We start from the raw sequence: 17,854 nt of genomic DNA on the forward strand, positions 1-17,854 counted from the left end.
GATGCAATGATTCACGACAAATTGATGAATATGGCGGCCGGCGCCCGTGCCGCGATCGCGGACCCCGCGCGAATCTCCCTCGTGGGTAGTGACGCCAACCCGCGCTTCGAACTGTTCCACGCGGCCAGTTCGCTCTGCTCGCAGAAAGTGCGCGCGGTATTGTTCGAGAAGCAACTGCCATATCGTTCGAACAATATGATGATCCTCGGTTCGATGGGCCCGGATGGCCTTGTTCCAGCCGAGCACTACCATCCCCCCTACGTCCGGCTGCGGCTGATTGCAGGCCGGGAAGTGGGGCAGGATCTTGTCAGCAGCTATAGCGGGCGCACTTCGGTGGAGACCGAAGGCTTTGATCCCTGCACGGTCCCGTTGCTGGTGGACTACGAGGCTGGCCGCGTCATTGCCGATTCCAAACGGATCTGCTGCTATCTCGATGCGGCGTCGCGCGATCCCATTCCTCTCGTGCCGGAAGATGCCGATGCGCGTGCCCGGGTGATGCATCAGGTGAGCATCGTCGATCAGATCCCGAACGGCACGTTGCTCTACGGCTTTCATCCCGATGCCGACCTGCGGCCTGAAGCGCTCAAGACCGCCATGGAGACGGTCTACGACTACAAGATCAAGGCGCTCGAAGCCATGATTGACGCCAATGCCGACGATGCCGAACTTGTTGCAGCCTGTCGCGCGAAGATCGCGAAGGAGCGGGGCGGCAAGTCGGTCCGCCACGATTCGGCATTTCAGCGCGCCGCCCGTCAGCACGTCGCGGGCGTCCTGACGGGCCTCGACCATGCGCTTGGTTCGTCGTCACCGTACCTCCTGGGGGAATCATTCTCGCTCGGCGATGTGCTGTGGGGTGTCAACCTAGTGCGGATGGCTTATCTGGGACTTGCGTCGATGTGGCAAAACCTGCCCAACGTCGAGCGATATGTGAGTGCGCTGGCGAAGCGTCCGTCCCTGTGCACGGAAGCAGTCCAGGCCACGGTCGATTCCATGCCGCCTTCGCGCTACATGCATGTCATTGCGGGCTGCGGGGAAGCGGTGCTGGGGTAGTCCTCCATCCCGGTGCGCCGTATGGCTCACCGACACCCACAAGGACAGGTTCAACGCCGACCTGTTGGCATTCATCCGTAGTTGAAACGACACCACATCCGCCGGGCCCCACGAAGGCGCCGGCGGACTGGCTCGTCCTAAGAGGGACTACCCATAGAGGCGACTCGCATGCCCAAGATTCCTTCGCGGTACAGCCATTACGCCTATGGCGTTATCCAGGCCGGCCTGACCTGCTCCGTCGCTGCAGCCATCGCAAGCATTCCATTTGCGGAAGAAGGCCGGTTCTTTCAGCACTGGCTGAGGTCCTGGAGCGTTTCCTGGCTGACCATGCTGCCGGTTGTCGTGTCGGCCACACCCATCATTCGCCGCCTGGTCGATCGCATCACAAGCCACCCCTAGGTCACACGCCGTCCTATGTCGATGGCCTAGTTGAAAGCGATAAACTTGTGCCTGTCGACTGAGTCATCGCTCCACTACATTGAAGCCTGCACAAACCAGTACGCATTGGCACCATGACCAGGAACCTGACTCTCAGACATGCGGAAACGGAGGCCGAGATCCGTGCCTGTTTCCCTGTCATGCGGCAACTGCGCCCCGAGCTGCAAATGCCGGAAGCCTTTCTCGACACTGTCACGTTGCAAGGCGGACAAGGGTACCGGCTGCTAGCGCTCTGGGACGATGGCAAGGCTGTTGCAGTGGCCGGATATCGACGTCTTGACAACCTGATCCACGGGCGCTTCCTGTACGTCGACGATCTGATCACCGATGCCGAAGGTCGGGGGAAGGGTCACGGCGAGCGTCTGCTGAATGCGCTTTGCGAGCTGGGGCGCACAGAAGGCTGCCAGAGACTTGTCCTGGATACCGGACTCGCGAACGCGCTGGCCCAGCGCTTCTATTTCCGTTCCGGCCTGCTCGCCAAGGGCCTCCACTTCTGCATGGAGCTCCAATGAAGCCCCTCAATTGCAGCCCGCGCCGTGACTATTCGACGAGCCGGCACCTGAGCGGGCAACTGCTGCCTGCGTTGTCCGCGCATTTCGGGCGGGAGATTCGTGTCATGCGACGCAACCTTGGCACCGAGCCGCTGCCGGCCATCACCGCGGAGTACGCGGAGTCGCTGCTCCTGCCCGCCGCCGAGGCAAAGGAACGCCATGGCGCCGCGCTCGCCGGGTCGGATGCGTCCGACTCGGAGCGCATGTGTCTCCTGTCTGGTATCGATCTGGCGCGGGCATGCCGCGTTCCCTAACATGGAATCGTTTCACCTTCCTCAGCAAGGAGAAGCATCATGAAGATTGTCATCATTGGCGGGACCGGCCTGATCGGCTCGAAGACCGTCGCCCTCCTGCGCCAGGGAAGCCACGAGGTCGTGGCCGCCTCGCCCAGGAGCGGTGTCAACAGCATCACTGGCGAGGGGCTCAATGAAGCCCTGACCGGCGCCCAGGTGGTGATCGACCTTGCCAATTCCCCGTCGTTTGAAGACAAGGCGGTGCTGGAATTCTTCGAGACTTCCGGCCGCAACCTTCACGCGGCGGAGACCGCAGCGGGCGTTCAGCACCACGTCGCGCTATCCATTGTCGGCACCGACCGGACGCCCGAAAACGGCTATTTCCGCGCCAAGGTCGCGCAGGAAAAACTGATCAAGGCCTCCGGCATTCCCTACACCATCATCCGCTCGACCCAGTTCATGGAGTTCATCGGGGGCATCGCCGATTCCAGTGCGCAAGGCGATGTCGTCCGCATTTCTCCCGGGCTGTTCCAGCCGATTGCCTCGGACGACGTTGCTGCCTTCGTTGCCGATGTAGCGCTCGCGTCCCCCAGAAATGGCATCGTCGAGATCGCCGGGCCGGAACGAGCCCCGTTCAGCGAGATCGTCGCCCGCTATCTCAAGGCGGTTGGCGACCCGCGCGAAGTCGTGCGCGACCCCGAGGCCCGCTACTTCGGCGGCCTGGTCGAGGAACATTCGCTCGTGCCGCTGGGCGAGGCACGCCTCGGCCGCATCGGCCTGGACGAATGGTTGCGGCAATCGCAGCAACGATAGTCCCCAGGGCGCATGCACACACATGCAACACCGGTTTCGCAAGCACAACATTGATCAGATCACCAGGAGCAAACATGACCCAACGTACCAATTACTTCCAGCAATCCCAGGAACTGTCCAAGAAGCTCATGGAGTTCGGGCCGCTGTTCCAGAAGACCACGATCGAAGCGCCCATTCGCGAGCTCGTCGAGATTCGCGCATCGCAACTCAATGGCTGCGCGTTCTGCGTCGACATGCATATCAAGATGGCGAAGATCCATGGAGAGCGCGAATTGCGCCTGCATCATGTGGCGATCTGGCGCGAGTCGACGCTGTTCTCGCCGCGCGAACGCGCCGCGCTGGCCTGGACCGAGGTGTTGACCAGGCTTCCCGCCGACGGCGTGCCCGACGATATCTACGAGCGCGTGCGCACCCAGTACAGCGAGAAGGAACTGTCGGACCTCACCTTCCTCGTGGGGACGATCAATACCTGGAACCGCCTGAACGTGGCATTCCGCATGGTGCCCGGTTCGTCGGACAAGGCGTTCGGGCTCGACAAGGCCAACCTGGAGTGATGCCATGAAGACGGTCACTTCCGTTGCGGCAGCACTTGTGTTCTCGTGCCTGACGGTTGCACTGCCGGCCGCCGCCGCGCCGGAGGCAAGCGTCATGCCCTTGCTCACGGAGGCGTTGCCCGAATACCCGGGGAAGGAGGCCACGATGATCGTGGTGGACTATCCGCCGGGCGCCGTCGATCCCGTGCATCGCCATGACGCGCACGCCTTCGTCTATGTGCTCGAGGGCAGCATTGTCATGGGCGTCAGGGGCGGCAAGGAGGTGACGCTCAAGGCGGGTGAAACCTTCCACGAACGTCCCGACGATGTCCACACCGTCGGGCGCAACGCCAGCAATACACAGCCGGCAAAATTTGTCGTGTTCCTGCTCAAGAAAAAGGGCGCGCCAATCCTGACGCCGGTGAAGTAGCCGTCGTCCATGCTGGCGCCGGCAATGCCGGTGCGCACCATCCGGCCGGCAAGAGCAGTGCTATCGCATACTCTTGCCGGCCGCTGTTTTCCAGGGTGGCGTGACGGTCATGATGAAGCGGCTGGGGATGGCCCGGCACGGTGAACGCGGTCCCCCTTGAAAGGGTTGCGGGACGGAAATTGATACTGCGGGAGTTTCTTGGCAATATCACCATTAGAAGAACAGGTCCTGGGCAGCGATCTGGCCGGTGGGTGAGGGCGGTTGGCCACGTTGCCTGACGGCAGTTCGGACCTCGGACCCGCCGCGAGATGCGCACACCATGCACCTGGGAAAATCGTACACAATATCCGAGTTCACGTTCTGGTCGAGACGGCTGATCTATGCCTCGCTAGCGTGCGGTTCACTGCCGGTTGTCCTCTATCAGTTCCTCGGACTCAAATGGCTGTCGATCCCGGTCTCGGTTGTCGTGCTGCTGGGCACGGCCACTTCATTCATCGTGGGTTTCAGGAACGTGCAGACCTACAGCAGGGCCCTGGAGGCACAGCAGATCTGGATTGAGATTCTGAATGGCAGCCGGTGTCTGGGTGTGATGAGCCGGGACTTCCTGGCAGGGCAGGCGGGCGGGCGAGAACTGATTCTCCGGCATTGCGCGTGGCTGACGGCGCTGCGCTACCAGCTAAGGACCCCAAGGATCTGGGAAACCGCGGGCAAGGCATCCAACCTGGAGTACCGGAAGTACTACCGGATTCCCGAGTGGGAAACTCCCTTGGACGAGGCGCTTGCACGGTATCTGCCACAGGCAGAACTCGACTCGCTTGCGCACGCCGAGAGCAAGACAAGCCGGTTGCTGGGAACGCAGTCAGCGACGCTAAGGCGGTTCCTTGACGCTGGCGAGATCAGCAATGCCTTCTATCTGGAGTTGGTAGCATCGATCAAGGGCCTCTTCGCGCAGCAGGGGCGGGCGGAGCGTATCAAGGACTATCCGTATCCCAGGCAATATGCGGTCATTAACAAGCTCTTTGTCCGTACCTTTTGTCTGCTGCTGCCTTTTGGCATTCTTACGGAGTTTGAAAAGCTCGATGCCAGCGTTTCGGGCTTCATGCATGGCAACATGATCTGGCTGGTCATTCCGTTCAGCACGATGATCTCGTGGATGTACCTTGCGCTGGAGCAGGTAGGCGAAAGCACGGAGAATCCGTTCGAAGGCATGCCCAATGACGTGCCCATGGCACAGATCTCCCGGAAGATCGAACGCGAACTCATGGACATGATTGGCGAGACGAGCGATATCTCCGAGCCAACCGGAGAGAACGGTATTGTCCTCTAGACCATTCCATGGCTGGCGCTTTCCCGGAGACTGCGGCAAAGCGAGGGGCAACGGATCGTATGCGGACGGGTTCTCCGGATCTCGGCACTTGTCAGATTTCGCGGTGAAGAGGGCGCTGTCGCGAAATATCGCGCCCGCCTGCCCCGCATTCAGGCGGTACACCCGCGCTCTCGAACCGTTGCAGCACTTGCAACGCCGGCTCTCCCAGTGCCGTCTCCAGCGCCGATTGCAGCCGCTGGCTCATTGGCATTTCGAGTGAGTCCAGCAAGTCGCGGCCTGCATGACTGAGCGATAGCGAAACGCTGCGCCGGTCCTGCCGCACCCGGGCCGCGGCGATGAGTTGACGCTGTTGCAGCATGCGCCGCGCGAAAGTGCGCCGGCATCGTGGTAGCTGCTATCCCGGTCAGGGTCCGCGCGTCTCGTTCGCGAAGATGACAAAGGATCAACCACTGCGACACGGTGAGGCCCGCAGAGTCCAATACCTCAGTTGCTCCATGTCGCAGAGCCTGATTCATGCGGCCGACCGCGAGCAGAAGCCGGAGAAGTCCGGCGTTGACCGCCGTCGCGTTGTCTTCGCTCTGGTCAAGGAGCCGTACATTACAGCGATCTTTTGACAGCCACATAATGTTCCGAAGGTTCCGGGCCGGCTGGAGCAGCGGTTGATGGCATGTCGCGTCAGCGCAGGCTGCCATCCAGGTGGAGCAGCGCGGTCGCGATGGCGTACATCGAACATGCGGCCGCCATCAATAGCATGATGCCGACAGTGGATGCAGTCATCATCTGGAGCGCGACATCCGAGAAGAAGGAGGCCGCCTGCCAGCTGGCTCCGACCAGCCAGTGAGAGGCACGATGGAGTTCTGCCAGGCTGGCGGAAGGGTCGAAGTTGTGCGACATCGCTGTTGAACGAAGTGGTCTGGCGATCCGTTTCTGCGGTGCGGCCGAACGGCTCTCAGTGGGCCGCGGCGGCGGCGTCTGACGCCTGGCCCTTGCCTGGCTTGGTGAGCCAGATCAGCGGCACGATGGCGACAAAGATCACTCCTGATATCCAGAAGATGTCGTTCAGGCCGAGCATGATGGCCTGCGTGTTCAGGCTGCGCTCGAAGTAGGCGACGGCCTGCCCCGGCGTGAAGCCCAGTGTCGACTGGATCGATTCGAGCGCTGCACCGTACAGGGGGTTGTTCGGGCCGGCTTGTTCCGCGAGGCGTGCATGGTGCAACACGGCACGATTGTTCCAGGCGGTGGTGGCGAGCGACGTGCCCACGGCGCCGCAGAAGACGCGCACGAAGTTCGACAGGCCCGCGGCGGCGGGGATCTTCGCCGGGGCCTGGCCGGAGAGGATGATCGCCGTCAGCGGAACGAAGAGCAGCGCCATCGGAATGCCTTGCAACAGGGTCGGTAGTACCAGCGTGTAGGTGTCCACGCCGGTGGTGTAGTGCGAGCGCATAAGGAACACAGCCGCAAAGCCGACGAAAGACAGCGTGGCGAGTACGCGCAGTTCCGACTTCGGCAGGATCTTGCCGATCACAGGCGCCAGCAGCACGGCGAAGATGCCCAGCGGCGCGGTAGCCAGCCCGGCGTTGACGGCGGGGTAGGCCAGGTACTGCTGCATCCACTGCGGCAGTACCACCAGGTTGGCGAAGAACACGGCGTAGGCCACCGAGATCGCGACGGTGCCGGCCAGGAAGTTGCGGCCCATGAACAGGCGCAAGTCGACGATGGGATTCGGTTCCGTCAGTTCCCAGATCACGAAGAAGAGGAAGCTGAGCAGGGCGACGATGGCCAGGGTGATGATCACGGGCGAGCTGAACCAGTCGAGGTCCTTGCCCTTGTCGAGCATGATCTGCAGCGATGCCACCCAGGTGATCAGCGAAGCGAGGCCTACCAGGTCGATGGGCAGCTTGCGCGTCGGGGTCTCGCGATCGCGGTAGATCGCCCATGTGACAGCCGCGGCGAACAGGCCTACCGGCACATTGATGTAGAAGATCCATGACCATGAATAGCTGTCGGTCATCCAGCCGCCCAGCGCCGGGCCGGCGATCGGCCCCACCGTTGCGGTCATGGCCCACAGGGCCAGGGCCGAGGCGCTCCTTTCCTTGGGGAAGGACGACAGCAGGATCGCCTGCGACAGCGGAATCAGCGGACCTGCCACCGCGCCCTGCAGGATGCGCGCGGCCAGCAGCACGGTCAGGTTGGGCGCAATGCCGCACAGCCACGACGACAGCACGAACAGCAGGATGGCGCCGACGAACAGGCGGATCTGGCCCACGCGCTGCGTGAGCCAGCCGGTCAGCGGAATTGCCACGGCATTGGCGGCGGCGAACAGGGTGATCACCCAGGTGCCTTCATCCACCGAAACACCGAGGTTGCCGGAAATCGTCGGTATCGCGACGTTGGCGATCGACGAGTCCAGCACATTCATGAAGGTGGCCAGGGCCACGGCGAAGCTCCCCATTACCAGCTTGCCGCCGGTGAGCGGCGCTGGCATGAGTGAGGTCTGGGCTCGGGATGACATGGTGCGCTCCGGCTGGGAATCTGATTCGTCAGATAAATGGGCAGGGCAAGGCGGTGGCGGGCGGCTCACTCAGGCGCCGGAAGCCTCGCTGGCCGGCTGTCCGGCACGATGCGCCAGAGGCTGTGGCCGGACCTTGTTTCCCTGTTGCGTCACGTGCTCGGCCACCGGTTCTGCGCCGTCGCTGCCCTTGCTGTTTTGCGCAATGATTCGCCGGATTTCGCGATCGGCGTCTTCGCCGTACCGCTGGAACACATCGGTGCGGTAGGTGGTGCGGTACGGCGCCGCGTCGGCGCTCGCAAGGCGGGAGCCATCTTCCTTGCGCGTCTGTACATCGACCTGCATCGACAGGCCGATCTGCAGCGGGTGGGCGCGCAGTTCCTCTGGATCGATCCGAATGCGCACGGGCAGGCGCTGCACGACCTTGATCCAGTTGCCGGTGGCATTCTGCGCGGGCAGGGCAGAGAACGCGCTGCCGGTACCGGCCGAGAAGCCGACCACCTCGCCGTGGTAGGTCACCTTGCTGCCATACAGGTCGGCGTGCAGTTCAACCGGCTGGCCGATGCGGATGTGCTTGAGCTGGACTTCCTTGAAGTTGGCATCGACCCAGACGCCGTCGAGCGGCACGATGGCCATCAGCGGATTTCCCGGCGCCACGCGCTGCCCGACCTGCACCGAGCGCCGCGCGACATAGCCGGCGACCGGGGCGGGAAGGGTATTGCGGGCATTGGCCAGGTAGGCCTCCCGCACCTTGGCCGCCGCGGCGAGCACGCTGGGATGGTCGACAACGCTGGCCTGGTCGGTCAGTGCGTGATTGGAGGCGAGCTGCTGGCGCGCAGTCTCGAGCGCGGCTTCGGCTGCCCTGACCGCATTGCGGGCGTGGGCCACGTCTTCCGCGGCCACGGCGCCCGCTTCAGCCACTTCAGTGCGGCGGCGCAGGTCGTCCCGGGCACGGGCCAGATCCGTCTGCCGCTGCTGCACCGTGGCTGCCAGCACGTTGTTGTTGACATAGAGCGCGCTGACCTGCCGCACGGTCTGACCGAGCGCCGCTTCGGCGTTGGCCAGCGCAATGCGGGAGTCGGCGGCATCGAGGGTGACCACGGCTTCCCCGGCCTTGACGATCTGCGTGTCGTCGGCGTTGACCGCGACGACGGTGCCGCTCACCTGTGGCGTGAGCTGGACGAGGTTGCCGTTGACGTAAGCGTCATCGGTTTCCTCGTGGAAGCGCGCCACGGTGTAGTAGTAGGTGCCATAGCCGGCCGCTGCCAGCGCGGTGGCCAGGCCGAGCATGGCAAGCAGGCGCTTACGGGTGTTCTGCTTGGGGGGCTGTGCATGGGCGGCAGCCGGCGTGCCGGACTGTTCGGCCGCGAGGGTGGTATTGGTCGTTTCGTTCATGGCGTCACCTGTTCGTGTTCGTTGCGTGCGGATTCAGCGGACACGCGCCCTTGCCGGATCGGGTCGGAGGTATCCGCATAACCACCGCCCAGCGCGGCGGCCAGCGCGATCTTCCGGTCGCGTCGGGTCATGCGCAGATTGGCTAGCACCTGGCTGCTGCGCAGCGCGTTGGTCTGCGCATTCAGGACGGTCAACTGCGTGGTCAGGCCTGCCTTGTATTGCGCCAGCGCCAGGGCAAGGGCGCGTTGCGCGGCGGTGTCGGTGCGCACGGCGTTATCGATCTGCGTATCGATGGAGCGGATATCCGCGAGTTGCGTGGCGACGTCGGTCAGCGCATTGACCAGCATTTCGTTGTAGTTGGCCACGGCGAAGTCGAACTCGGCGTAGCGACCCTTGAGCTGGGCGCGCAGTGCTCCGCCATCGAAGATTGGCAGGTGAATCGCGGCACCGGCCGAAGCGGTGCGGCTGGCGGCCTGCAGGAAACGGCCCCAGCCGAAGGCTTCGAGGCCGATCATGGCGCCCAGGTTAATGTCCGGATAGAACTCGGCCTTGGCGACCTTGATGTCGTGCAGCGTTGCATCGACGCGCCAGCGCGCGGCTACGATGTCGGGCCGGCGCGAGATCAGGTCGGCAGGGAGGTTGTCGGGCAGGCGGACTTCGTCGCCGGCGCCCAGGGCAGGGCGGGCGATCGCCATGCCCCGGTCCGGCCCTTGCCCGAGCAGCGCGCCGAGCTGGTAGCGCGTGCGCTGGATGCTGCCGTCGAGCGCTGACAGCGCGACTTCACTGGCGGCCAGGTTGGCTTCCGCGGTGCGCTTCTCGACCTCGGTGTCCAGCCCCATGCTGACGCGGCCATTGGTCACCCGCAGCACTTCCAGGCGCTGCTTCACCTCATCCTGCGCGATGTCATGCAGCGCATAGAGACGGGCCAGTTCGTTGTAAGCGCGCGCAACCGCGCTGCTGAGCGTCAGCTTCACCTGTTCCGACTCGGCCTCGCTGGCATGCAGCGCGGAGACGGCGGACTTGAGCGCCTCACGGTTCTTGCCCCACAGGTCAAGTTCGTATGACGCGCTGATGAACGCCTTGTTTTCCGATTGCCAGGAACCGGCGAAGGGGGGAGGCACCATCGCGTTTTCCGAGAAGCGCTGGCGCGTCCACGAATAACCGGCGCCCAACTGCGGCAGCGTGTTGGCGTTCGCGCTTTCGCTGAAGGCGGTGGCGGCGGCGACCCGTGCCCGGGCCTTTTCCAGTGAAGGGCTGCCCTGCAGCGCTTCAGCAACCAGCGCCTTGAGCTGCACATCGCCGAACTGGTCGGCCCAGTCCGCGGAAGGCCAGTGGCCCCGCTCGGCAGGGATACTCTTCGTTGTGGCATAGGAGGCGGCGTCGGCGATGTGCTTGTCGCTCTTGATGCCGGCATAGTTTGCACAACCAGCCAGTACGGTGGCCATCAGGACAGAGAGGGCGGTGCCCGCGACCCGACGAGATCGGCCAAGGATGCCTTGTCTCTGAGTTTGCATTTTCTGATCTGTCAGATAAATTGACATAAAAAAAGACGCACTTACGCGTCCGCAAATTTGGCGAGTAGTCGGCGGAATTCGGCAAACTCCTCCCTGGTGAAGTGCTTGAGTCGGCGATTGAGCACCTTCGGTGCCACGTCCGGAATGCGCTTGGCGACTTCCTGCCCCTTCTCCGTAAGGAGCAGGTTCACCACACGGCGATCGTCGACACTGCGGCTGCGGGCCAGAAGGCCCCTGGCTTCCAGCTTGTCCAGCATGCGGGTCATCAGACCCGTGTCGATCTCCAGCAACTTGCTCAACTCGTACGGTGTGGACGCCGCGCCACTGGTCAGCGACAGGAGAATCCCCATCTGCTGGCCGGTGATATCCAGATCCTTCAGCGCCGCATCCATTTCCATGAGCAGGGAATTGCGGGCACGGTTAAGGAAGAACCCAATGCTATGAGTGAGCTGGAAGTTCTCCTTTGAATAGTGGTCCATGGCGCGCGTCCTGATTTTATTGATATAACAATAGCTGATCTGTCAGATATTTGCAAGAAAAAAGGGAGGGGGTGTCGCGTCGCGGCGCTTGCATGGGCGGAGTCGGTCACCCGCGTGGCAGACACCCATGTGCCAGACGCAGACTTCGAAGCTGCGTCCGCGGTGTTCAATGAAAAGGAGCTTGCTGACCTAACGATGGCCATTAGCCTGATGAATGCGTACAACCGACTGGCCATAAGTTTCCGTCGTGTGCCGGATTCCGTGTTGACTGCGTGAGTCCGAAGCGGTCCGGCATGAATTGGAGCAAGTCGCGGAGCGCTCTCCCGACAGGTGCGTTCGGAGTTGGCTTGCGGGTGTCGCACGGTAGATTTCAACGACCGCAAACGGCCGGACTCGGCCTTCGACCAGAAACACCCGAGGGCGCCGCCACGGTCGGCCACTGCCGGCCGCGGATTGAGCCGCTTACGCAAATTCCTTTTCAGCGACGAGCGCGCTTCTCGGCAACGCGTTTGTTCATCGGCTTACCGTGATCTGCTTAGCCAGTGTCTGCACGGCGTTTCACGACAGAGGGCGGATGATGTTCTCATGCAACTCTCAAGAGTACTTCTCCTGTATGCGAAACTCGAAACAGATCTTTGTCGATCAACTCGACGAGTTCGCCGCTGGACAAGCGCCAATTCTTGGCGCCTGGGTAGACGCGCAGGCCTCTAGGGGTCATGACTGATGTGAAGTAGCGACACTCAAGCACAAAAACGCAACGGTCGTCGTCGCCAGCGCAAGTCAGACGCTGGATAACTTTGTTGCCACGGCGCGGGCCGGATCGGGGATGCTGCAGCGTGATAGCCATGTATGGATAAATGCATGGGACAAACAAGTCCTATCGTGATGAGGGGTCGGCATATTCCCTTGGTCGATTGCCATTTACTGAATAGTGCACGCTAATTTGTCTACAGGCATATTTTTCACACCTGATCGGGCTGAGGCGGACGTTTCCCTGCAAGCCATGGCGGAAGCCGGAAAGAGGCCGGGTACGAAGTTGAACCGGGCGACTTGCGGCCAGCGTGCAATGGAGACTATTCCGGATCCCCTAACCATTCAACTCTGCAGGTCTCGCCCAACGACTACGAATCTCTCTGTTGCGGACATTCGTTGTTGGCGCATTCGCGCGTCACAACGACGGCTTGCGAATTTTGCACCATGCAAAACGCTGCGATTGGTGCCGATGCGACAACAGAGTTGGTACCGTGAGAGCACTACCGCGTGGTCTGTCGAAGCGTATTATTTTGTCCAAGCCGACCCCTAGGCAAATAATGCCGCGCAGCCTCGGTGAGCTCAACTTTTAGTCAACTGCCAGGAGAGAATCATGATGCAACGCCTTAACTACTTCCAGCAGTCCTCCGAACTGACCAAGAAGCTCATGGAGTTCGGCGCGCTGTTCCAGAAGACCACGATTGAAGAGCCCATTCGCGAGCTCGTCGAGATTCGGGCATCGCAGCTCAATGGCTGCGCGTTCTGCGTCGACATGCATATCAAGATGGCAAAGATCCACGGCGAGCGCGAACTGCGCCTGCATCATGTGGCGATCTGGCGCGAGTCGACGCTGTTCTCGCCGCGCGAACGCGCCGCGCTGGCCTGGACCGAGGTGCTGACCAGGCTTCCCGCCGACGGCGTGCCCGACGATATCTATGAGCGCGTGCGCACCCAGTACAGCGAAAAGGAACTGTCGGACCTCACCTTCCTCGTGGGGGCAATCAATACCTGGAACCGACTGAACGTGGCTTTCCGCATGGTGCCTGGTTCGTCGGACAAGGCGTTCGGGCCCGACAAGGCCAATATCGAGTGACATCAAGAAGGCGATCGTCGCGTTTGCCGCATGCGGCTAGCGATGCTTCGCCCCTCCGTTCCGACGCGCTCCTATACGCAAGTCTTGTCATGGCACGCCCGATGCATGACTGCGTTTCGAGGACTGGACTGCTACGCATTGCACGCAATGCAGACCACCACATCCATCCGCCATGGACATCTCCGCCCAACACAAGTCGTCCGCCGATGCATCCGACGCCATGCCGGAAGCGGCCCCGGACGTCGTAGTCTTGCACCAGCGGCAGATGTATCCGCACTTATCTGCCGCCGATATCGCGCGCATCGCGCCCTATGGCCGGGAACAGACCTGGCGGGCCGGCGAGTACGTGGTACGTACCGGGGATCCGGCCAATGGCATGATCCTCGTCATTGAAGGACGTGTGCGCATCGTGCAGCGCGATGGCATCGGTGACAGCGCTCTGGCCTCCGAGCACGGGCCCGGCAATTTTCTGGCCGAAATCGGCCAGCTTTCTGGCACGCCCGAACTCGTCGACGGCATCGCCATCGAGGATGTGCGCGCCATCGTCGTGCGCCCGGCATGCTTGCGCGCGCTGATGGTGGCCGAGGCCGCGCTCGGAGAGTTGATCATGCAGGCGATGATGCTGCGCCGCACGGCGCTGATCCAGCGTGGACGCGGGCCGACGCTGATCGGCCGTGGGAGCGATCCGACCATGTTCGACCTCCAGGCGCTCCTGCGGCGTAACAACTATCCGTACTCGGTGGTTGATGTCGACGCCGATGCTGAAGCGGCGGAAATGCCCGGCAAGTTCGATGCCACCGATGACGATCTGCCGCTCGTCATCGACCCCAATGGCACGGTGCTGCGCCGTCCCGATTCCACGCAGGTGCTGTCGTGCCTGGGGTTGCTGCCGCATATCGATGGCAGCCGGATCTATGATGTGGCGATCATCGGCGCGGGCCCGGCCGGGCTGGCGGCGGCGGTCTATGCGGCGTCGGAAGGGTTGCACGTGATCGTGCTCGATGCGTTGTCGCCGGGCGGTCAGGCCGGTGCCAGTGCGCGCATCGAGAACTACCTGGGATTTCCCGCCGGCATTTCGGGCCATGCGCTTACCACCAATGCATGTGCGCAGGCGCAGAAGTTCGGCGCGCACATCGCCTTTCCCACGGAAATCGAACGGCTCGATTGCGGCGCCGTACACCAGTTGCGTACGCGGGCCGGCGATACGATCCAGGCGCTAACCGTCATCATCGCCAGCGGCGCCGCGTACCGCCGGCCGCCGATTCCGCGCCGGGCGGAGTTTGAAGGGAGTGGCGTCTACTACTGGGCGTCGCCGGTGGAAGCCAAGCTCTGCGCCAACCGGGAAGTCATGCTGGTGGGAGGCGGCAATTCCGCCGGGCAGGCCGCCGTGTTCCTGGGCGCCCATGTCGCGCACGTCCACATTGTGATTCGCGGCGATAGCCTCGACACCAGCATGTCGCGCTACCTGGTCGACCGCATCGCCGCGCAGCGCAACATCACGGTCCATGCCCGCACCGAAGTGGTGGACCTCGAAGGCAATACGCGGCTGACAGGCGTAACCCTGCGCGATTGCAATATGGGCACGCAGATGACGATGCGGGTGCAGCACGTGTTCCTGTTTACTGGCGCGCAGCCGAACACATCGTGGCTGGACGGCTGCGATGTGGAGGTAGATGCCAAGGGGTTCGTGCTGACCGGCATAGACGCCGGGCTGCAGTCCAATACGCTGGAGACCTGCGTGTCGGGCGTCTTCGCCATCGGCGATGTCCGCTCGGGCTCGACCAAGCGCGTGGCCACTGCGGTGGGCGAGGGCGCAGCGGTTGTGTCGCAGATCCACGGCTATCTCGCCGTCGCTCGGGAAGCGGCCTGAGGCCCTCGGGGCAGGTTCTCTGGGCGCCCGTGTTGTCTCGCTACTGGTGATTGGTACACGTCCCTGGGTATGCGCGAGGTGGGCCATGGCGTCGAAGGCTGTACACTGCAGGGCACACGCCGCTGTGCGGCACAGGCGATCACGCGAATCGATCCGGACTCCTGCGTCGGACGTTTGTGAAAGCTTACTGAATGTCTTCCGAATGCTTGTACCTTCAAAAGTATCCGTCGACAGGCCGCGCCACTGGACTAATTCGGAACCGACGGGTACCACATGTATACGCTCGTCCCAATCGTTGACTAGGAACATCTGTCGGCGATGATAACCGCTCATGGCCGCGCCGACGCTTACTGAGCGGTTCGGAGGTTCTAGAGCCCGGGACTCACCACGTCAATCCACAATTGGAGGAGGTGTGGCATGAGCAACCAACAAAAGGTCATTGTTATCACGTTGTCGCAACGGCCCGCTCCATCAAAGTGACTCCCGACGCCGACCAGTTAGCCGTGGCAGGCGATATCGGCGAACCCGCTACCGCGCGCGGTGTGATCGATGAAACGATCAAATGCTTTGGACGTGTCGACACGCTAGTGAACAATAGCGGCATTTTCGTCGCGAAGCCTTTCGCCGAATACACGGCCGAAGATTTCACGTCATTGATCAATTTGAACCTGGCGGGCTGCAAGAGCAGTCTGCCTTGGCGAATGGGGGCGGCAGGGAGAGAGCGACACGCCTGCGGCAGGGCCTGCACCAACGCGCCCGGTGTCTGACTAGCGGTTCTTCAGCGCCTCGGCAACCCCTGCGCCATAGGCGCGGTCGGCCATCGTGCAATTGCGGATATGCCGCTGCTGCACCTCCTCGCTCGCACCGCCGAGCGAGCGCGCCGTGTTGTCGAAGAGCTGCAGCTTCTGCTCGGGCGACATCAGTCGGAACAGCGCCCCCGGCTGCGAGTAGTAGTCCTCGTCCGCGCGATGGTCCCAGTGCGCGGCTGCACCCGAGAGCGCCAGCGGCGGCTCCGCCAGCCGCGGGCTGTCGGCCCACTCGCCGCGGCTGTTGGGCACGATGCCGGGCAGCCCGCCCTGGTTGCCGTCCACGCGCATCGCGCCGTCGCGGTGATAGCTGTGCACCGGGCAGCGCGGGGCGTTCACCGGGATCTGGTGCGCGTTCACGCCCAGCCGGTAGCGGACCGCATCGCCGTAGCTGAAGAGCCGCCCCTGCAGCATCTTGTCCGGCGAGAAGCCAATGCCCGGCACGATGTTGGCAGGCGAGTGGCCCCGGTCCTCGGGTGCGTACTGTGGCATGGAGTGAACCAGTTTCCCCCTCGCGCAGCAGATCGCAGATCAGGTACCCGCCCAACTGAGCGATGCCTTTGCCTTGGAGGACGGCCTCCAGCACTAGCCCGTCATCGTTACATTGTCGACCGTTTGAAGGACATGATCATCAGCGGCGGCTTCAACGTCTATGCGATTGAAGTTGAAGCGGCACTGGCCTCCCACCCAGCCGTCATGATGTCCGCTGTGGTCGGCATTCCGCATCCGGAGTGGGGTGAGGCGGTCCACTCTGCGCTGGACTGGCCCACTCCGCCTATGCGCCCCGCATCCCACATCGGCGATCCTTCCGAGGGTCAGCCACCCTAGCGCCGAGGATGGCCTACAGTCAGAATGGCTTGGTCGGCAAATACTTGCCGTCAAGGGTAATCACCGCGCGGTGACCTCCTTCCGGATCCGGTACCTTCTGGATGTTCAGCTTGAAGTTGATCGCGCTGATGATCCCGTCGCCGAATTTCTCGTGGATAAGGGCCTTGAGCGTGGATCCATAGATCTGGACAATCTCGTAGAAGCGGTAGATGGTGGGGTCAGTTGGAACTCCGCCGGGAATGCTGCCGCGCACGGGGATTGTCTGGAGCCGTTGCACGGCATCTTCACCGAGCTCAAGCTTGTCGGCGACCTTCTTCGCTGCCTCTGCAGGCAGCGGGTGCTGGCCGAGCAGCGCTGCTGTCACGAAGGCCAGCGATAGCCCGGTGTCCTCGTTGATCTGTTCGAAAGTCAGATTCTTGCGAATCTTCGCCTCAACGATGGCGTCAGTGAGGGCCTGGCGATCGGCTTGGTTGTATTGCGATTGGGGCATTTTCAAACTCCTGAAGGATGGGGAGAACTCAGACAGTTGCGTTAAGTCGGGGTGGATTTGCAGAGACCCGGGGGTTCTCCGCCAGAGAAACGAAGCCGTTCGTGATGCCGTCCAGCACACTAATGGAGCCGGTTTCAATGTCGTACACCCAGCCGTGCAGGTTCAACCGTCCCTGCTCGACAGCGAGTGCCACAGAAGGGTGGGTTCGAAGATTGACAAGCTGGGCAATGACGTTCTCTCGCACCATGGAGTCAATGCGCGCCCGCTCGGATGCATGCACTCGCGATTCATTGACGGCCTTTGCGGCGCCGGCGTGGCACAGCCAGCCAGAAACAGCAGGCATATGGTCCAGGCACATGCATGTCGCGACTGCCGTCATGGCACCGCAGTCGGAGTGACCGCAGATGACGACATCGGCGACGCTAAGGCCGGCGACCGCGTACTCGACACTGGCCGAGACGCCTCCAGGTTGCACTCCGTAGGACGGGACGATGTTTCCGGCATTGCGGATGACGAACAGTTCGCCCGGTTCCTGTTGTGTCAGAAGTTCAGGTATGACGCGACTGTCCGAGCACGCAATAAACAGGGTGCGAGGGTTCTGGGTGGTGGCCAGATGCTTGAATAGCTTTGTGCGCTTGGGAAACTCCTCGCGCTGAAACTTCAAAAAGCCTTCGACAAGGTTTTGCATGGGGGACGCTTCTGTCATTGGGTGCAAAGTCGATGTGCTGCGGTCGCAGTCACAGCT

General features: G+C 62.5%; 19 protein-coding genes and 3 pseudogenes. 13 read left to right on the top strand and 9 right to left on the bottom strand.

Translation table 11 applies throughout. From position 1 onward, the window contains the following. Positions 1 to 6: 6 nt before the first annotated feature. From CupriaWKF_RS30235 to CupriaWKF_RS30270, 8 genes are all read left to right on the top strand, one after another. On the top strand, positions 7 to 1,050 hold the full coding sequence (locus CupriaWKF_RS30235; RefSeq protein ID WP_276104123.1) for a glutathione S-transferase: 1,044 nt from the start codon (positions 7 to 9) through the stop codon (positions 1,048 to 1,050). A 168-nt stretch (positions 1,051 to 1,218) separates the two neighbouring features. After that, positions 1,219 to 1,449, top strand: a complete 231-nt coding sequence (locus tag CupriaWKF_RS30240) for a DUF2798 domain-containing protein (protein ID WP_276103767.1) — start codon at positions 1,219 to 1,221, stop codon at positions 1,447 to 1,449. Positions 1,450 to 1,562: 113 nt separating this feature from the next. Continuing rightward, positions 1,563 to 2,000 carry a GNAT family N-acetyltransferase gene (locus tag CupriaWKF_RS30245; RefSeq protein ID WP_276103768.1) on the top strand — a complete coding sequence of 146 codons (438 nt, stop codon included), beginning with the start codon at positions 1,563 to 1,565 and terminating at the stop codon, positions 1,998 to 2,000. Next, on the top strand, positions 1,997 to 2,293 hold the full coding sequence (locus tag CupriaWKF_RS30250; RefSeq protein ID WP_276103770.1) for a hypothetical protein: 297 nt from the start codon (positions 1,997 to 1,999) through the stop codon (positions 2,291 to 2,293). Before CupriaWKF_RS30245 ends, CupriaWKF_RS30250 begins: the two co-directional genes overlap by 4 nt. 39 nt (positions 2,294 to 2,332) lie before the next feature. Beyond that, positions 2,333 to 3,085 carry an SDR family oxidoreductase gene (locus CupriaWKF_RS30255; RefSeq protein ID WP_276103772.1) on the top strand — a complete coding sequence of 251 codons (753 nt, stop codon included), beginning with the start codon at positions 2,333 to 2,335 and terminating at the stop codon, positions 3,083 to 3,085. Between the two features lie 74 nt (positions 3,086 to 3,159). Then, a complete protein-coding gene (locus tag CupriaWKF_RS30260; RefSeq protein WP_276103773.1) occupies positions 3,160 to 3,639 on the top strand; it encodes a carboxymuconolactone decarboxylase family protein in 480 nt (159 codons plus the stop codon). 4 nt (positions 3,640 to 3,643) lie between these two features. Further along, a complete protein-coding gene (locus CupriaWKF_RS30265) occupies positions 3,644 to 4,048 on the top strand; it encodes a cupin domain-containing protein (RefSeq protein ID WP_276103774.1) in 405 nt (134 codons plus the stop codon). Positions 4,049 to 4,367: 319 nt separating this feature from the next. Next, on the top strand, positions 4,368 to 5,375 hold the full coding sequence (locus CupriaWKF_RS30270; protein WP_276103775.1) for a bestrophin family ion channel: 1,008 nt from the start codon (positions 4,368 to 4,370) through the stop codon (positions 5,373 to 5,375). Positions 5,376 to 5,466: 91 nt separating this feature from the next. On the opposite strand, the gene CupriaWKF_RS30275 is transcribed toward CupriaWKF_RS30270, so the two are convergent. The 6 genes from CupriaWKF_RS30275 to CupriaWKF_RS30300 all read right to left on the bottom strand — a co-directional run bounded on the left by CupriaWKF_RS30275 (position 5,467) and on the right by CupriaWKF_RS30300 (position 11,272). Then, a complete protein-coding gene (locus CupriaWKF_RS30275) occupies positions 5,467 to 5,733 on the bottom strand; it encodes a hypothetical protein (protein ID WP_276103776.1) in 267 nt (88 codons plus the stop codon). 317 nt (positions 5,734 to 6,050) lie between these two features. Then, positions 6,051 to 6,269, bottom strand: coding sequence for a hypothetical protein (locus CupriaWKF_RS30280; RefSeq protein ID WP_276103777.1), 219 nt, complete (start codon positions 6,267 to 6,269; stop codon positions 6,051 to 6,053). 55 nt (positions 6,270 to 6,324) lie between these two features. Beyond that, entirely contained in the window at positions 6,325 to 7,887 is a 1,563-nt protein-coding gene (locus tag CupriaWKF_RS30285) for a DHA2 family efflux MFS transporter permease subunit (protein WP_276103778.1), read from the bottom strand. Between the two features lie 69 nt (positions 7,888 to 7,956). Further along, positions 7,957 to 9,279, bottom strand: a complete 1,323-nt coding sequence (locus tag CupriaWKF_RS30290; RefSeq protein ID WP_276103779.1) for an HlyD family efflux transporter periplasmic adaptor subunit — start codon at positions 9,277 to 9,279, stop codon at positions 7,957 to 7,959. Then, positions 9,276 to 10,793, bottom strand: coding sequence for an efflux transporter outer membrane subunit (locus CupriaWKF_RS30295; protein ID WP_276103780.1), 1,518 nt, complete (start codon positions 10,791 to 10,793; stop codon positions 9,276 to 9,278). Before CupriaWKF_RS30295 ends, CupriaWKF_RS30290 begins: the two co-directional genes overlap by 4 nt. Positions 10,794 to 10,834: 41 nt before the next feature. Next, complete coding sequence (locus tag CupriaWKF_RS30300) at positions 10,835 to 11,272, bottom strand: MarR family transcriptional regulator (RefSeq protein WP_276103781.1); 438 nt, start codon at positions 11,270 to 11,272, stop codon at positions 10,835 to 10,837. An 81-nt stretch (positions 11,273 to 11,353) separates the two neighbouring features. Between CupriaWKF_RS30300 and CupriaWKF_RS30305 the strand changes: the two are divergent. From CupriaWKF_RS30305 to CupriaWKF_RS30320, 4 genes and pseudogenes are all read left to right on the top strand, one after another. Then, positions 11,354 to 11,548 (top strand): annotated as a pseudogene (locus CupriaWKF_RS30305) (carboxymuconolactone decarboxylase family protein); the annotation flags it as partial. Positions 11,549 to 12,635: 1,087 nt separating this feature from the next. Then, on the top strand, positions 12,636 to 13,115 hold the full coding sequence (locus CupriaWKF_RS30310; RefSeq protein WP_276103782.1) for a carboxymuconolactone decarboxylase family protein: 480 nt from the start codon (positions 12,636 to 12,638) through the stop codon (positions 13,113 to 13,115). Between the two features lie 172 nt (positions 13,116 to 13,287). Continuing rightward, entirely contained in the window at positions 13,288 to 14,985 is a 1,698-nt protein-coding gene (locus CupriaWKF_RS30315; protein ID WP_276103783.1) for a cyclic nucleotide-binding domain-containing thioredoxin-disulfide reductase, read from the top strand. A 503-nt stretch (positions 14,986 to 15,488) separates the two neighbouring features. Next, a complete protein-coding gene (locus CupriaWKF_RS30320; RefSeq protein ID WP_346348640.1) occupies positions 15,489 to 15,752 on the top strand; it encodes an SDR family NAD(P)-dependent oxidoreductase in 264 nt (87 codons plus the stop codon). Here CupriaWKF_RS30320 and CupriaWKF_RS30325 read toward each other — a convergent pair. Beyond that, positions 15,753 to 16,250, bottom strand: a pseudogene (locus tag CupriaWKF_RS30325) (catalase); the annotation flags it as partial. Positions 16,251 to 16,391: 141 nt separating this feature from the next. Here CupriaWKF_RS30325 and CupriaWKF_RS30330 point away from each other — a divergent pair. Further along, positions 16,392 to 16,544: pseudogene (locus CupriaWKF_RS30330) on the top strand (hypothetical protein); the annotation flags it as partial. Positions 16,545 to 16,638: 94 nt separating this feature from the next. Here CupriaWKF_RS30330 and cynS read toward each other — a convergent pair. Together cynS and CupriaWKF_RS30340 are read right to left on the bottom strand one after the other, a co-directional pair. Further along, on the bottom strand, positions 16,639 to 17,109 hold the full coding sequence (gene cynS, locus CupriaWKF_RS30335; protein WP_276103784.1) for a cyanase: 471 nt from the start codon (positions 17,107 to 17,109) through the stop codon (positions 16,639 to 16,641). Between the two features lie 28 nt (positions 17,110 to 17,137). Further along, the gene (locus tag CupriaWKF_RS30340; RefSeq protein ID WP_276103786.1) at positions 17,138 to 17,797 is read right to left on the bottom strand and encodes a carbonic anhydrase; all 660 of its coding nucleotides are present in this window, start codon (positions 17,795 to 17,797) and stop codon (positions 17,138 to 17,140) included. Positions 17,798 to 17,854: the final 57 nt, after the last annotated feature.

Origin of the sequence: Cupriavidus sp. WKF15, assembly GCF_029278605.1 — a bacterium.
Taxonomy (GTDB): domain Bacteria; phylum Pseudomonadota; class Gammaproteobacteria; order Burkholderiales; family Burkholderiaceae; genus Cupriavidus.